The following is a 15,442-nucleotide window of genomic DNA, read 5'->3' on the forward strand; positions in this document are numbered from 1 at the left end:
CGGCGCTGTTCGGCCTAGCGGCTGACCGCCACCTGGGCGCACACATCTACGACCCCGCCAACGGCGGTGTCCTGTTGTGGCAGCACCTGTTCTGGTTCTTCGGTCACCCCGAGGTGTACATCATCGCGCTGCCGTTCTTCGGCATCGTGTCCGAGATCTTCCCGGTGTTCAGCCGCAAGCCGATCTTCGGTTACACCACGCTGATCTACGCCACCATCAGCATCGCGGCTCTGTCCGTCGCGGTGTGGGCGCACCACATGTACGCCACCGGCGCGGTCCTGCTGCCGTTCTTCTCGTTCATGACGTTCCTGATCGCGGTCCCGACCGGCATCAAGTTCTTCAACTGGATCGGCACGATGTGGAAGGGCCAGCTGACATTCGAGACGCCGATGCTGTTCTCGGTCGGCTTCCTGATCACCTTCCTGCTGGGTGGCCTGTCCGGCGTGCTGCTGGCCAGCCCGCCGATCGACTTCCACGTCACCGACAGCTACTTCGTCATCGCGCACTTCCACTACGTGCTCTTCGGCACCATCGTGTTCGCCACCTACGCGGGCATCTACTTCTGGTTCCCGAAGATGGTGGGACGTCTGCTCGACGAGCGCCTGGGCAAGCTGCACTTCTGGCTGACCTTCATCGGCTTCCACACCACGTTCCTGGTGCAGCACTGGGTCGGTGACGAGGGCATGCCGCGCCGCTACGCGGACTACCTGCCCACCGACGGCTTCACCACGCTGAACGTGATCTCCACGATCGGTGCCTTCATCCTGGGCATCTCGACGCTGCCGTTCGTGTGGAACGTGTTCAAGAGCTGGCGCTACGGCGAGCCTGTGACGGTCGATGACCCCTGGGGTTACGGCAATTCGCTGGAGTGGGCGACCTCGTGCCCGCCGCCGCGGCACAACTTCACCGAGCTGCCCCGGATCCGTTCGGAGCGCCCGGCATTCGAGCTGCACTACCCGCACATGGTCGAGCGGATGCGTGCCGAGGCCCACGTGGGCCGCACGCATCACCCAGAGCTCGAGTCTGCGGACAGCTCCAGCTGACGGGTGGCAGCATCCGGGGGTGAGCACGTCGAGGATGTTTCGATGATCGGTGCTCCGCGAGAGCGCTCGTCGGTACTGATCACCGTCACCGGAGTCGATCAGCCCGGTGTCACATCGGCGCTGTTCGAGGTGCTCGCCCGCCATCAGGTCGAACTACGCAACGTCGAACAGGTCGTGGTCCGCGGCCGGCTCACCCTGGGTGTGCTGGTCGCGGCGCCGGCCGAGACCGTCGACGGCGATGCGCTCCGCAGCGACGTCGAGACGGCGATTCACCGGCTCGGCCTGGACGTGACGATCGAGCGCAGTGACGACATGCCCGTCATGCGCGAGCCTTCGACCCACACCATCGTGGTGCTGGGCCGGCCGATCACCGCCGAGGCGTTCAGTGTGGTGGCCCGTGCGGTCGCGGGTCTTGGCGTCAACATCGACACGATCCGCGGCGTGTCCGACTACCCGGTGACCGGCCTGGAACTCCGGGTCTCGGTTCCGGCCGGAGCCGCGTACAGCCAACTGCAGTCGGCGTTGGCCCAGGTGGCCGTCGACGAAGGCGTCGACATCGCACTCGAGGACTACAGCCTGGCCCGGCGGGCCAAGCGGCTCATCGTGTTCGACGTCGACTCCACCCTGATCCAGGGCGAGGTCATCGAGATGCTGGCCGCCCGGGCTGGTATGGAAGCCCAGGTGGCCGCTGTCACCGAAGCGGCGATGCGCGGCGAATTGGATTTCGCCGAATCCCTGCACCGCCGGGTGGCGACCCTGGCCGGTCTGCCGGCTTCCGTGCTCGACGATGTCGCCGAGCAGGTGGAGCTGACGCCCGGTGCCCGGACCACCATCCGGACCCTGCGCCGGCTCGGCTTTCACTGCGGCGTGGTGTCAGGCGGCTTCCGTCAGGTCATCGAGCCCCTCGCGCACGAACTCATGCTCGATTACGTGGCCGCCAACGAACTGGAAGTCGTCGACGGCAAGCTGACCGGGCGGGTCATCGGCCAGGTCGTCGACCGGCCCGGAAAGGCCAAGGCGCTGCGCGATTTCGCCCAGCAGGTCGGCGTGCCCATGGAGCAGACCGTGGCCGTGGGCGACGGGGCCAACGACATCGACATGCTGGCGGCAGCCGGCCTCGGTGTCGCGTTCAACGCCAAACCCGCGTTGCGTGAGGTCGCCGACGCGTCGCTGAGCCATCCCTACCTGGACACGGTGCTGTTCATCCTCGGTGTCACCCGCGGTGAGATCGAGGCCGCCGACGCCCAGGACGGCGTGCTGCGCCGCGTCGAGATCCCCGAGGACTGACATCGCGAAGGGTGAACCGGCAGCCACCCTGAAGTAGGGTGTGGGCATGGCGAACCTGAAGCACACGGTCTTGGTTGGCGCGTTCGCCGTTGCGGCAGTCCTGGGACAGTTGGCGGTCGCGGCCCCGGCCGAGGCCAAGCGATGCCCGTCGGGAACCGTGCAGACAAAGTTCGACGGCGTGTGTGTGGCCGGTTCGTCCGGCGGCGGGATGGGTGCGGTGGCACCGCCGGTGATGGCACCCAGCGCCGGGGGAACCAACATCACCAACCAGCCGGGCCAGCTGCCGACGGTGAATGGGATTCCGTGCACGATCGAGCACTACAGCACCTGCTACGCGATGTCGCAGCAGCCCTGATCGCCGACTAGACCACCAGGGTCTGCGGTTGCGCGCTCAGCGTGCCGTTGATGCTGTGCCAGGCCCGCACCAGTAGATTCACGGCCTCTTCGAGTTCGGGTTCGGGCAGCGCGTAGGGCAACCGGATGAACCGCTCCAGCGTGCCGTCCACCCCGAACCGCGGGCCGGCGGGCACATCCAGACCGAGCCGCATCGCCGCGGCCGACAACGCCGTGCTCATCGGCGCGGGGAGCTTCACCCACAGCGACATTCCGCCGCGGCCGTGCCCGGGCTGCCAGTCCGGAAGTTCCCGGGCCAGCAACGCCACCAGGAACTCCCGCCGTGCCCGGATGATCTCGCGCCGTTCCGGCAGTACCTCCGCGCGCATCGCGAGCAACTGCGCTGCCGCGAGTTGTTCCAGGATCGGGGTACCGAGGTCCACCGAGGGCCGGATCGCGGCGATGGTGGCCAGCGTGCCGCGCTCGGCGCGGATCCAGCCGACCCGCAGGCCGCCCCAGAACGACTTCGACATCGAACCGATGGTCAACACCAGATCGGTGCGGGGCACCGAGGCCGCCAGCGGCTCGGGCGGCGCCTCGTCGATCCACATGTCGACGATCGATTCGTCGACGATGGTGCGCGTGCGGGTATCGGAAATGATCTGCCCCAACCGCTTTCGGTCGGCGGCCGGCAGGGTGAAACCGGTCGGGTTGTGGCTGTCGGGAACCAGGTAGGCCAGGCTCGGGGCGAGCTGCCGCAACGCGGCCTGCACGGCGTCGAGCTCCCACCCGTCCTCGGTGAGCGCGACTGGGACCGCCCGCGCTCCCGCCGTCGAGATCGCCGACAGCGCACCGTGATAGGTGGGCTGCTCGACCAGCACCCGGTCGCCGGGCTGGGTGTGGCTGGCCAGGATCAGTCCGATGGCGTGCTGGGCACCGCTGGTCACCATGATCTGGCTCGGATCGGTGGGCAAACCTCTGGCGCAATATCTTTCGGCGATCGCCGCGCGCAGTGGGCCGACGCCCATCAGTTCGTGACCGGGCTCGCGCAGATACGGCGCGATATCGCGAGCGGCTTCGGCGAAGGCCTCCAGTACGGCGGTGCCGGGTGCGGACAGGGCGGCGGCGGCCAGGCTCACGGTCGGTGTGGTGGCGTCGGGCTCGATGTGGCCGGCGGCCGGCAGGGCGGTGATGCTGCGGGCGCCGCGACGGGCGTGCAGGTAGCCGTCGTCGCGCAGCTGGGCGAAGGCCGCGGTGACCGTGGTGCGCGACACCCGCAGGGACTCCGCCAGCGCCCGTTCGCTGGGAATGCGCGACCCGACCGGAACCCGGCCGTCCACGATCAGCAGCCGGATGGCGTCGGCCAGACCGAGGTAGGCAGGTCCACTTTGGCTGGAGGTGCGCCAGTTGCCGAGTTCGCGGGCCAACAGGTCCACATCGAGGGCGCGAGCGGCCATATCTGTCGACATAATGAGGCCAGTATGTGCCAACTGGATATTGATGGGCAAGCCACATCGCCGTGATTATGGATGTATGGCTCGGAACTGGATTTCCCGATTGGCGGAGAATCTCCGCCGTGTGTACGACGCCGGCAACTACGCCCGAGAGTGCGATGTCGACGCCCGCCGGGTGCGCAGCGAGCTCGACGCGATCCGCGTCCGATTCCCCGACCACGCATGATGACGGCATTCAAACGCGGTGCCCTGCTCCTGATCGGCCTCTGCGGCTACGGCGCGTCGATGGCGATGATGGTGCGCGCCGGGCTCGGCCTCGATCCGTGGGACGTCTTCCACCAGGGTCTGACCCGGCACACCCCGCTGTCCCTCGGGATGGCCTCGGCCGTCGTAGGCGTCGTCGTCCTGCTGGCCTGGATCCCGCTGCGTAACCGGCCCGGGATCGGGACCGTCGCCAACGTCATCGTCATCGCAGTCACCGTGGACGCCACGTTGGCCGTCCTGCCCGCGCCCTCGGCACTGCCGGTACGCATCGCGATGATGATCGGCGCCGTCGTGCTCAACGCCATCAGCACCGTGCTCTACATCGGTGCCGGCCTGGGCCCCGGACCCCGCGACGGCCTGATGACCGGACTCGTCGCCCGCACCGGGTTGTCGGTGCGATTGGTGCGCACCGGAATTGAGGCGACCGTACTGGCCGTGGGCTGGCTGATGGGTGGCACTGTCGGGATCGGCACCGTCGTCTACGCGGTCGGGATCGGGCCGCTCGTGCAGCTGTTCCTGCGGCTGATGCCACGATCATTGTTGTTCCACGATTTCAGCGGCGGGCGTGCCCGAGCGGATCGGGAACCGGTCACTACGATGAGCGAGTGGCCTCAGGGGAACGCACCGACTCGACAATCACCGATGACGGAGACGGAACCGACCCCGACCTGTTGATCGACTTCGCCAGGGTGACCCTGCGGCGCGGCGGCAACACTCTCGTCGGGCCCATCACCTGGGCGGTCGAACTCGACGAACGCTGGGTGGTGATCGGCCCGAACGGGGCAGGCAAGACCTCGCTGTTGCGGATCGCGGCGGCCACCGAATATCCCTCGTCGGGCACCGCCTACGTGCTCGGTGAACGGCTGGGCCGCACCGACATGTCCGAGCTGCGCGCCCGCGTCGGACTCAGTAGCTCGGCGCTGTCGCAACGGATTCCCGACGACGAGGTGGTGCGCGATCTGGTCGTGTCGGCCGGCTACGCCGTGCTGGGCCGCTGGCGCGAGGATTACGAGGACGTCGACTACGCCCAGGCCGTCGACATGCTGGAGAGCGTCGGCGCCGAACACCTGGCCGAGCGGACCTACGGGACGCTGTCGGAAGGCGAACGCAAACGGGTACTGATCGCCCGGTCGTTGATGACCGACCCTGAACTCCTGCTGCTCGACGAGCCCGCGGCCGGCCTCGATCTGGGCGGCCGCGAAGAGCTGGTGGCCCGGTTGACCGACCTGGCTGCCGACCCCGATGCACCGGCCATGGTCCTGGTCACCCATCATGTCGAGGAGATTCCGGTCGGATTCAGCCACGCGCTGATCCTCTCGGAAGGCAAGGCGGTTGCTTCGGGTCTGCTGACCGAGGTGTTGACTGCTGAGAACCTCTCCAAGGCGTTCGGCCAGTCGATCGCCCTGGACACCATCGACGGGCGCTACTTCGCCCGGCGAACCAGGACCCGAGCGGCGCACAGGAGGCGTGAATGACAGGCAGCGACGAGCGCTCGCGCGAGGAGCCGACCGGCACCGACGATCCGCTGGTGGCCCGGCCTGCGGCGACCGTGATGCTGGTCCGCGATGTGCACCGCGGTGGCGCCGCGGACATCGAAGTCTTCATGATGCGCCGGCATGCGGCGATGGAGTTCGTGGCCGGGGTGATGGTGTTCCCGGGCGGGGGAGTCGACGACCGCGACCGCAATGCCGACATCGCCTGGTTCGGACCCGAACCGAACTGGTGGGCGGAGCGACTCGGTGTGGAAACCGGGCTGGCCGAGGCGCTGGTGTGCGCCGCGGCCCGGGAGACCTTCGAAGAATCAGGCGTGCTGTTCGCCGGGCCTCACAGCGGTTCCGGCGACCCGGGCATCGTGTCCGACGCCTCGGTGTACGGCGATGCCCGTGCCGCACTGGCCAACCACTCGCTGTCCTTCGCCGATTTCCTGCGCGACGAGAAACTCGTCCTGCGCGCCGATCTGCTCCGGCCGTGGGACAACTGGATCACCCCCAAAGAGGAACGCACGCGCCGCTACGACACCTTCTTCTTCGTCGGCGCACTGCCCGAGGGTCAGCGGGCTGACGGCGAGAACACCGAAACCGATCGGGCGTTCTGGAGCACCCCACAGGCCGGTCTCGACGACTTCGAGCAGGGCAACTCGTTCCTACTGCCGCCGACCTGGACCCAGCTCAACTCCCTCCACGGCCGTTCCGTCGCTGATGTGCTGGCAACCGAACGCAAGATCGTCGCCACCGAGCCCAACCTCTCCCTCGGCGAAGGGAGCTGGCAGATCGAGTTCTTCGACAGCGGCCGCTACAACGCGGCCAGGAACCACCGGGCCCCGCTGGGGCGGGGCGGGGAATCGGCTCAGTGAACGAGTTCGTCAGTGTGATCACCGGGGTGCCCGAGCAGGACGGCGTCGGCACCCTGATGCTGTCGCGGCCCCCGACCAACGCCCTGACCCGGCAGATGTACCGCGAGATCATCGAGGGCGCCCACGAGCTCGGCGCACGCACCGACATCTCGACGGTGATCCTGTTCGGCGGCCATGAGATCTTCTGCGCCGGCGACGACGTTCCGGAGCTACGCACGCTGAACACGGGCGAGGCCGCCGCCGCGGATGCGGCGTTGCGCCAGTGCATCGAGGCCGTCGCCGCCATCCCGAAGCCCACGGTCGCCGCGATCACCGGCTACGCGCTGGGCAGCGGGCTGACCCTGGCGATGGCCGCAGACTGGCGGGTCAGCGGCGACAACGTGAAGTTCGGAGCGACCGAGATCCTGGCCGGCCTGGCTCCCCGCGCCGGCGGCGGTGCGCGGCTGGCCGAGGTCATCGGCGCCAGCAAGGCCAAGGAGCTGGTGTTCAGCGGCCGGTTCGTCGGCGCCGAGGAGGCGCTGGAACTCGGGCTGATCGATCAGATGGTGGCACCCGACCACGTCTACGACGAGGCACTGGCCTGGGCGCGGCGATTCGTCGACCATCCGGTGGACGTATTGGCCGCGGCGAAGGCCGCCGTCGACGGACAGGTGGACCGGCCCTGACAGCGACCCCACCCGGGCCGTTAGGCTGCCCTGCATGACTGACATCAAGGATTCCGGTACCGACGCCGATATCGCCGGCATGCCGACTCCTAACCCGCACGCCACGGCCGAGCAGGTCGAAGCCGCGATGCATGACAGCAAGCTCGCGCAGGTGCTCTACCACGACTGGGAAGCCGAAACCTACGACGAGAAGTGGTCGATCTCCTACGACCAGCGGTGCATCGACTACGCCCGCGGCCGCTTCGACGCCATCGTCCCCGAGTCCGAGCAGCGTGAGCTGCCGTACGACCGGGCCCTTGAACTCGGCTGCGGTACCGGATTCTTCCTGCTCAACCTGGTCCAGTCCGGTGTGGCGCGGCGCGGTTCGGTCACCGACCTGTCCCCGGGCATGGTCAAGGTCGCCACCCGCAACGGTCAGTCACTCGGCCTGGACATCGACGGACGGGTCGCCGACGCCGAGGGCATCCCGTACGAGGACAACACCTTCGACCTGGTGGTCGGGCACGCCGTGCTGCACCACATCCCTGACGTCGAGCTCTCCCTGCGTGAGGTGGTCCGGGTGCTCAAGCCCGGCGGCCGTTTCGTCTTCGCCGGTGAGCCCACCACGGTCGGCAACAAGTACGCCCGCGAGCTGTCCACGCTGACCTGGCACGCCACCACCAACCTGACCAAGCTGCCCTGGCTGAGCAACTGGCGCCGGCCGCAGGCCGAACTCGACGAGTCCTCCCGCGCCGCGGCACTGGAAGCCGTCGTCGACCTGCACACCTTCGACCCGGCCGATCTGGAGCGGATGGCCACCAACGCCGGTGCGGTCGACGTGCGTACCGCCAGCGAGGAATTCACCGCGGCGATGCTGGGCTGGCCGGTGCGCACCTTCGAGGCCGCGGTGCCGCCGGGGCGCCTGGGCTGGGGCTGGGCCAAGTTCGCGTTCAACAGCTGGACCACGCTGAGCTGGGTCGACTCCAACGTGTGGCGCCGCGTCGTGCCCAAGGGCTGGTTCTACAACGTGATGGTCACCGGGGTCAAGCCGTCAGGAGATTAGGTCCCGACGCTGTTTGACACAGGAGCTGTCGCATACCTGCGCTCGGAGGCGGGAGCGCAGGCGCTGGCTGAGGTGGCCGGCCGCCGCCTCGCCGGGGCCAGCCTGGTCGGCGACATCGCCGCTGTCCGAACACAATTCGGTGACCGTGCCGGAATTCTCGTGGAAACCGTACAGCTGAGGCGCCGGGCCGCGGCCAAGTTCGACGACCCGGGGCAGTGGCTGTTCACCGACGAGGCGCTGCAACAGGCCACGGCCGCGCCGGTGGCCGCCCACCGGGCGCGCCGGCTGACCGGGGCGCGGGTGCACGATGCCACCTGCTCTATCGGCAGTGAGCTTGTGGCACTGCGTGATTGCGCCGCACAGCTGGTCGGTAGCGACCTCGATCCGGTACGGCTGGCGATGGCCGCCCACAATCTGGAGGGCGGCGGCCCCGCCGTCCCACTGTGCCGCGCGGACGCGCTGGTACCGGTCACCCGCGACACCGTGGTGATCATCGATCCGGCCCGCCGATCCGGTGGACGGCGCCGCTTCGACCCGCGGGCCTACACCCCGGCTCTCGACGCCGTCCTGGACGTCTACCGCGGCCGGGACCTCGTGGTGAAGTGCGCTCCGGGAATCGATTTCGACGCACTCACCGAGATGGGGTTCGGCGGGGAGATCGAGGTGACCTCGGTCGGCGGCAGCGTGCGCGAAGCCTGCCTGTGGTCACCCGGGCTGACCGAACCCGGTGTCCGCCGACGGTCCAGCATGCTCGAAACCGGGGAGGAGATCAGCGACGCCGAACCCGACGACTGTCCCGTCGCCCCGGCCGGGCGCTGGATCGTCGACCCCGACGGTGCGGTGGTGCGTGCCGGGCTGGTGCGCCACTACGCCGCGCGGTACGGACTCTGGCAGCTCGACCCCGACATCGCCTATCTGTCCGGTGACGAGTTGCCCGCCGGGGTGCGCGGTTTCGAGGTCATCGAACAGCTGCATTTCCAGGAGCGGCGGCTGCGGGCCGCGCTGACGGCCCGATCGGTGGGGGCACTGGAGATCCTGGTTCGTGGCCTGGACGTGGATCCCGACGCGCTGCGGGCCCGGATGCGGCTGCGTGGCACCGAACACCTGGCTGTGGTGATCGCACGGCTCGGTTCCGGGGCGGCCAGCCGGGCAACGGCATTCATTTGTCGCCCGTCACGATGACCGCCAAGTAATCTGGTCCCAAACACGCCGGTGGATCCACCGGTGTGAGTTGATCGCCTGCGAGGACGACTGACGATGCGATTTCCCCCTGTGACAGCGCTGCTGGCAGCCGGTGCGCTGCTCGGCTGGCTCGGCGTGCCCGTGGCGGCCGCGCAGTCGGCCTGCACCGACCTGGGCGGCAACGTCGACGGCGACCAGATCTGTCAGGTGCACACCGCCAATGCCACCTACACACTGGATTACACGTTCCCCGTCGGCTATCCGGATCAACAGGCTGTCGCCGCCTACCTGATCCAGACCCGCGACGGCTTCGTCAATGTCTCGGACATGCCCGGCTCGCGCGATCAGCCCTACGTCCTGGACGCCAAGGGCAACGCCTACAGCTCCGGGACGCCGGCGCACACCCAGAGCCTGGTCTTCGAGGTGTATCAGAACGTCGGCGGCGCTCACCCGCAGACCTGGTACAAGACGTTCAACTACAACGTGGCGACCCGGGCACCGATCACCTTCGACAACCTGTTCAAGCCGGGTTCCCGGCCGCTGGACGTGATCTTCCCGATCGTGCAGCGCGAATTGCAGAAACAGTCCGGGGTCGAACAGGCCATCACACCGGCGGTCGGCCTGGACCCCGTGCACTATCAGAACTTCGCGATCACCGACGACTCGGTGATCTTCTTCTTCGGGCAGGGTGAATTGATGCCCGAAGCCGCCGGAGCCAGCCAGGCCAGCGTCCCGCGGTCCGCCGTGGCGGCACTGCTGGCCTGAGGCGCGGTCAGGCCGGAGCGAACCCGTACACCTGACCGTCGCTGGTCGCGGTGACGATCCGATGGTCGTTGCCGATCGACACCCCGACAGGCCAGCCGGTGGCCTCCGGCACAGGATAGGCATTGAGGGTGTGCCCGTCGGCGGTGTCGAACACCAACAGCGTCTGGCCGTGCCCGCCCTCGCGCGCAACCGTGTAGCCGACACCGTCGGCGCGGCTCGACGTGGTCAGCGGCACGACATCGTCACGGGTCCAGGCCACCTCGCCCTGGTCCCCGTTGTCCCGCACCGCGGTCAGCTTGGCCTCCGGGCCTCCGCCGGCCACGATCAGCCCGTCGGGTGACACCGATGGCGGGGTCTGGGCGAGATAGTTCAGGGGCACCGACCATTTCGGCGAACCGTCGGCGGAGTTGAGTGCCCACAGCTTCTGGTCGCGGCCGTTGACGTACACCGTCGAACCGTCGGCGGACAACACCGGACTGGCCAGCGGCCCGCGGCCCACGGCGGTGCTGGTCCATTCCTGCGTCAGCAGCGTCTGCTCACCGGGGTGGTAGCGCAATCCGATCAGCACCGGCGCTTCCGCCCCGGGCTGCCACACACTGAGCACCACGATGCCGGCCTGACGGGAGAACGCGGGTGCGGCCGCCACCGGGCACCGCGACCGGGCCGGCTGGCAGTCGCCGAGACCGCGCTGCGAATCGGTCGGGTCCACACCGGAGACCAGATCCAGCGGTGTTCCCACAACCGTGCCCCGGTGGGCGTCGAACACCAGCACCTGACCCAGATGGGTGGCAACCAGCAGTTGGCCGTCATCGAGGAGCCTGGGCGTGGTCGGCATGCCGATCACCGGCTGGCGCCAGCGGATCCACTGTGTCGGCGGGAAGGACAGGATGGTGCCGGGCTGCCCGACGTAGACGTTGTCGAATCCGTCGAACAGGGGACTGGACCAGCCGCCGCCCAGCACCAATCGCGTGCACCAGCGCTGGCGGGCGTTGTTGTCGGCCTCCCACACCATCAACGAACAGCCGCCGGCCGTCTGCGCGTTGGCCGCCAGCCGGTTGTCCGTGCTCAACGCCACCTGGGCACCCAACTCACCCTTGACCGACCGGCTCCACTCCAACCGCAGTGCTTCGGGACCACGGGAGCGGGTGTAGCTGCTGTTGGCGGCATCGCCGTACTGCGCCGACCAGCCTTGTGCGGCGTGAGCGTCCACCCAGGAATCGGTGTTCTCGCAACCGGCGAGCAGGCCCGTGAACAGCACCGCGACAGCCAGTGCGAGGTATCGCCGGAACACGATGTCCTTTCGTCGCCGAACACGCGGGGCGCTCGTATTTGTGACCCTGGTGAGGGTAACCCGGCCGCCCCGCGGGCCGGTGCGCAGTGACCGGGACGGGCGTGGCAGTACATCAGCGGAATGACCCGGGACTCGGTCGAATGCCCTCGCGTAGGCTGTCCGGCCATGACGACGATGTGGGGCGCCCCGATTCACAAGCGCTGGCGGGGTTCCCGGCTGCGTGACCCTCGCCAGGCCGATTTCCTGACGAGAGCGTCGCTGAAATGGGTCATCGACAACCGCGCCTACACCCCGTGGTACCTGGTGCGGTACTGGCGGCTGCTGAAGTTCAAGCTGGCCAACCCGCACATCATCACCCGCGGCATGGTCTTCCTCGGCAAGGGTGTGGAGATTCAGTGCACGCCGGAGCTGGCGCAGATGGAGATCGGTCGCTGGGTTCACATCGGCGACAAGAACACCATCCGCTGCCACGAGGGCTCGCTGCGCATCGGCGACAAAGTGGTGCTGGGTCGCGACAACGTGATCAACACCTACCTCGACATCGAGCTCGGCGACTCCGCGCTGATGGCCGACTGGTGCTACGTGTGCGACTTCGACCACAAGATGGACAACATCGACATGCCCATCAAGGACCAGGGCATCATCAAGGGCCCGGTGCGCATCGGCCCGGACACCTGGATCGCCGCCAAGGTCACCATCCTGCGCAACACTTCGATCGGCCGCGGCTGCGTGCTGGGTGCCCACGCCGTGGTCAAGGGTGAGATCCCCGATTATTCGATCGCCGTCGGGGCGCCGGCCAGGGTGGTCAAGAACCGCAAACTGGATTGGGAGACATCGGCCGCCGAGCGCGCCGAACTCGCCGCCGCACTGGCCGACATCGAGCGCAAGAAGGCGGCCAACAGCAACTGACCGGGCCGCTCAGGCCCCGTTGCACACCCCGGAGTCGCGGATCACGTTCCCGTAGACATTCGCGGTGGCGATGTTGGCGTTGATGACCCCGGCCGGCTGCTGTTTCTGGATCTTGTCGCTGATCTGGGTCAGCTGATACCACAGGTGATAGATCGAGTCGCCGTTGTAGAGCGGTGAATACTGGCTCTGGTCCGGGTAATTGGTGATGTAGAGGGTGTGAGCCCGGGGATCCAGGAACGCCGCCGACTGATCGACGTTGGCTCTGACGGCGTTGCCCGCGGCCTGCACGCCGGGCGCGGTCCAATAGTCGTGCTGCGCGCCCAGGAAATTCTGGAAGCCCGCGATCTGACTCATCAACGTGCCGTACTGGGCGTTGAACCACTGACAGGACTCGCGCTGGGCGTCGATCTGCTCGGGAGTGACGCGCACCTGCCACAGGTTGTAGGGGAACACCGTGTAGTTCGGCGACCAGTCCGAGGGCTGGGGCACGAACGCGGGCAGTGAGGGCGCGGTGCCGCTGGGCTCGGCGGTCGCCGGTGCGGCCAGGCCGAGGGTGAGCGTCGCGCCGACGAATGCAGCGCAGGCCGTACGTAGATGTCTGCGGATCTGGACCACGCCTCGATTCTGCTTGCTGAGTGCGGTGCCGACAGCGGATCGGCGATTCTCGAACGCGCGCGTCAACCCGCCCAGTCGATGCCGAAGCGGGCGCTCAGGGCGGCGCAGCCCGAATCGGTCACCGTGAGCGCGCGGTGGCGCGGGGCGCGGCGCAGCCAGTCAGCGGCCAGGAAATGGTCCAGAACCGCCCGGCCCAATCCGCCGGCGAGGTGGTGCCGCTGCTCGGTCCAGTCGACGCAGTAACGCACCAGGGGCCTTGGGCCGGTGGGTAATTCGATACCCATCTGATGCAGCAGGCCGCGGCCGCCGTCGGTGAGCTGATAGGGCACGTCGTGGCCCGGACTGCTCAGCCGGTCGGTGCCGCCGGGATGAAACCAGCCGTCGCCGCCGGTGAGTACACCGCGATCGAGCAGGCTGCCCATGAGCTGGACGCCGAGCCGGCCGGCGATGTGGTCATAGCAGGTGCGGGCGGAGCGTAGCCGTGCCGCCCGGGTGCCCTCCCGCAGCGAGGTGACGGGCCGGGCGGGCGCCAGCCGGCCGAGTTGCTCGATGAGCGCGCCGACCTCGGGCCCGGCCAGCCGGTAGTAGCGGTGCCGGCCCTGAGTGCGGACGGTGAGCAGGCCGGCATCGGTCAGTTTGGCCAGATGGCTGCTGGCCGTCGGGCGGCTGATGCCCGCTTCCTCGGCCAGGACACCGGCCGGCAGCGCACGGCCGTCGTCGAGTGCCAGCAGCACCTTGCAGCGCGCCGGGTCGGCCAGCAGTGCGGCCACCGCCGCGATGTCCACCTCGGTCGCCGAGGCCAGTTCCTGCGCCTCACGCATGGCATGACTCCTTCCCGGCGGGTTGGTCGCGTCGTTCAGCCGGTGCCCGGGTGCGCCGCGTCAGCCGCAGCGCCAGCACCGCGCCGATCAACTGGCAGGTGGCACCGATCAGCAGTGCGGTCCGAACTCCTGCCGCGCCGCCGACGACCGTCATGGCACTACCCAACACCGCGACCCCGACAGTGATACCCAGCAGCCGGGCCAGATTCACCACCCCCGCGGCGAGACCCGCCCGGCCCACCGGGATTGCGTCCATCGCCAGTGTCACCGCCGGGCCCGTGTTGAGGGCCAGTCCGGCACCCGCGAGCACGAACGACAGCTCCAGCCAACCGATCGCGCCCAGTGGCCCGGCTGCGGCGTACAGCAGCGATCCGGCCGCCATCAGCGCCAGTCCCGCGGCCATCGCCGGGCGCGGGCCGGTGCGGCGGGCCCACCCGGTGGCCACGGGGATCAACAGCAGGTACACGATCGCCATCGGCAGGAACCACACGGCTGTCGTCAACGCACTGGAGCCCCGGAGCTGTTGGAAGGCAAAGCTGTTCACCAGCAAGAGCCCGTAGATACCGAACGTCATCGCGAAGGTGGCCAGCAGAGCGCCGACCAGCCGGCGGCTTCCGAACAGGTCCAGCGGCAGCATGGGGTGCGGGCTGCGACGCTGGGCGGCCAGGAATGCCGCGAACGCGGCCAGGGCCACCGCGCCGATCGCCACGGTCTGTTGCCAACGCCAGTCGTGACCCTCGACCAGCACGAGCGTGGCGGCGCCGAGCGCCAGGATGGCCAGGCACTGGCCCGGCAGGTCGATGCGCGCCGCGTCTGGATCGCGCGAGTCGGGCAGATGCGAGACGCTCATGATCAACGCCAGGATGCCGATCGGCACATTGACCCAGAAGATCCAGCGCCAGCCGATGGTTTCGGCCAGGACACCACCCAGCAGCGGCCCCAGTGCGGTGCTGCTCGCCGCGGCCATCGCCCACGCCGCGGTGGCCCGGGCCCGCCCGCGTGGATCCGGAAAGACCGCCGCGGCGATGGCCAGGCCCTGCGGCAGCATCATCGCCGCACCGAGTCCCTGAACCGCCCGTGCCACCAGCAACAGCGTCAGTGACGGGGCCAGCCCGCAGGCGATGGACGCCGCGACGAAGGTGGCCAACCCGATCCGCAGCATCCGGCGCCGGCTGAACCGGTCGCCGAGTGATCCTGCGGTCAGCAGAAACGCCGCGAATGTCACGTTGTAGGCGTCGATGGTCCATTGCGCACCGGTCACCCCGCCGCCGAGGTCACTGCCGATCGCGGGTAGGGCCAGGTTGACGGCGTTCGCGTCGACCAGGCCGACGAACAGCCCGAGGTAGGCGGCGATCAGGGTGAGGACGGGCGAACGTTGTGGTGCCATATCCGCACGCTAGGTGCGGATTGATTCGACG

General features: G+C 68.6%; 17 protein-coding genes. 12 read left to right on the top strand and 5 right to left on the bottom strand.

What is annotated here, in order from left to right; all coding sequences use genetic code 11:
• The 3 genes from TX88_RS13205 to TX88_RS13215 all read left to right on the top strand — a co-directional run.
• A partial coding sequence (locus tag TX88_RS13205) for a cytochrome c oxidase subunit I (RefSeq protein ID WP_044517382.1) occupies positions 1–1,043 on the top strand: 1,043 nt, incomplete at its 5' end.
• A 42-nt stretch (positions 1,044–1,085) separates the two neighbouring features.
• Positions 1,086–2,330 (top strand): phosphoserine phosphatase SerB, encoded by a 1,245-nt coding sequence (gene serB, locus TX88_RS13210; protein ID WP_209447056.1) that lies wholly within the window; start codon positions 1,086–1,088, stop codon positions 2,328–2,330.
• Positions 2,331–2,376: 46 nt separating this feature from the next.
• On the top strand, positions 2,377–2,685 hold the full coding sequence (locus tag TX88_RS13215) for a hypothetical protein (protein WP_044517383.1): 309 nt from the start codon (positions 2,377–2,379) through the stop codon (positions 2,683–2,685).
• 7 nt (positions 2,686–2,692) lie between these two features.
• On the opposite strand, the gene yczR is transcribed toward TX88_RS13215, so the two are convergent.
• The gene (yczR, locus tag TX88_RS13220; RefSeq protein WP_044517385.1) at positions 2,693–4,132 is read right to left on the bottom strand and encodes a MocR-like transcription factor YczR; all 1,440 of its coding nucleotides are present in this window, start codon (positions 4,130–4,132) and stop codon (positions 2,693–2,695) included.
• Between the two features lie 64 nt (positions 4,133–4,196).
• On the opposite strand from yczR, the gene TX88_RS34545 reads away from it, so the two are divergent.
• From TX88_RS34545 to TX88_RS13255, 8 genes are all read left to right on the top strand, one after another.
• The gene (locus tag TX88_RS34545) at positions 4,197–4,343 is read left to right on the top strand and encodes a hypothetical protein (RefSeq protein WP_167333295.1); all 147 of its coding nucleotides are present in this window, start codon (positions 4,197–4,199) and stop codon (positions 4,341–4,343) included.
• Positions 4,340–5,056, top strand: coding sequence for a membrane protein YczE (gene yczE / locus TX88_RS13225; protein ID WP_044517387.1), 717 nt, complete (start codon positions 4,340–4,342; stop codon positions 5,054–5,056). Before TX88_RS34545 ends, yczE begins: the two co-directional genes overlap by 4 nt.
• Positions 4,987–5,856 (top strand): ABC transporter ATP-binding protein, encoded by an 870-nt coding sequence (locus tag TX88_RS13230; RefSeq protein WP_044517388.1) that lies wholly within the window; start codon positions 4,987–4,989, stop codon positions 5,854–5,856. The genes yczE and TX88_RS13230 overlap by 70 nt, the downstream gene beginning before the upstream one ends.
• Complete coding sequence (locus TX88_RS13235; RefSeq protein WP_044517389.1) at positions 5,853–6,734, top strand: NUDIX hydrolase; 882 nt, start codon at positions 5,853–5,855, stop codon at positions 6,732–6,734. Before TX88_RS13230 ends, TX88_RS13235 begins: the two co-directional genes overlap by 4 nt.
• Positions 6,731–7,399, top strand: a complete 669-nt coding sequence (locus TX88_RS13240) for an enoyl-CoA hydratase (protein ID WP_044517392.1) — start codon at positions 6,731–6,733, stop codon at positions 7,397–7,399. The genes TX88_RS13235 and TX88_RS13240 overlap by 4 nt, the downstream gene beginning before the upstream one ends.
• Positions 7,400–7,433: 34 nt before the next feature.
• Complete coding sequence (locus TX88_RS13245) at positions 7,434–8,441, top strand: class I SAM-dependent methyltransferase (protein ID WP_044517393.1); 1,008 nt, start codon at positions 7,434–7,436, stop codon at positions 8,439–8,441.
• Between the two features lie 9 nt (positions 8,442–8,450).
• Positions 8,451–9,623, top strand: coding sequence for a THUMP-like domain-containing protein (locus TX88_RS13250; protein WP_044517395.1), 1,173 nt, complete (start codon positions 8,451–8,453; stop codon positions 9,621–9,623).
• Between the two features lie 75 nt (positions 9,624–9,698).
• Positions 9,699–10,388, top strand: a complete 690-nt coding sequence (locus tag TX88_RS13255) for an esterase (protein ID WP_044517396.1) — start codon at positions 9,699–9,701, stop codon at positions 10,386–10,388.
• Between the two features lie 7 nt (positions 10,389–10,395).
• On the opposite strand, the gene TX88_RS13260 is transcribed toward TX88_RS13255, so the two are convergent.
• Positions 10,396–11,679, bottom strand: coding sequence for a BamB-related PQQ repeat family beta-propellar protein (locus TX88_RS13260; protein ID WP_044517398.1), 1,284 nt, complete (start codon positions 11,677–11,679; stop codon positions 10,396–10,398).
• Between the two features lie 165 nt (positions 11,680–11,844).
• Here TX88_RS13260 and TX88_RS13265 point away from each other — a divergent pair, with 165 nt between their 5' ends.
• Positions 11,845–12,588 carry an acyltransferase gene (locus TX88_RS13265; RefSeq protein ID WP_044517403.1) on the top strand — a complete coding sequence of 248 codons (744 nt, stop codon included), beginning with the start codon at positions 11,845–11,847 and terminating at the stop codon, positions 12,586–12,588.
• A 9-nt stretch (positions 12,589–12,597) separates the two neighbouring features.
• On the opposite strand, the gene TX88_RS13270 is transcribed toward TX88_RS13265, so the two are convergent.
• The 3 genes from TX88_RS13270 to TX88_RS13280 form a co-directional block, all read right to left on the bottom strand.
• Complete coding sequence (locus TX88_RS13270; protein WP_044519374.1) at positions 12,598–13,194, bottom strand: hypothetical protein; 597 nt, start codon at positions 13,192–13,194, stop codon at positions 12,598–12,600.
• 71 nt (positions 13,195–13,265) lie between these two features.
• Complete coding sequence (locus TX88_RS13275; protein WP_044517405.1) at positions 13,266–14,024, bottom strand: ArsR/SmtB family transcription factor; 759 nt, start codon at positions 14,022–14,024, stop codon at positions 13,266–13,268.
• Positions 14,017–15,411, bottom strand: coding sequence for an MFS transporter (locus tag TX88_RS13280; protein ID WP_044517407.1), 1,395 nt, complete (start codon positions 15,409–15,411; stop codon positions 14,017–14,019). Before TX88_RS13280 ends, TX88_RS13275 begins: the two co-directional genes overlap by 8 nt.
• Positions 15,412–15,442: the final 31 nt, after the last annotated feature.

The organism is Mycolicibacterium septicum DSM 44393 (genome assembly GCF_000455325.1).
GTDB classification, from domain to species: domain Bacteria; phylum Actinomycetota; class Actinomycetes; order Mycobacteriales; family Mycobacteriaceae; genus Mycobacterium; species Mycobacterium septicum.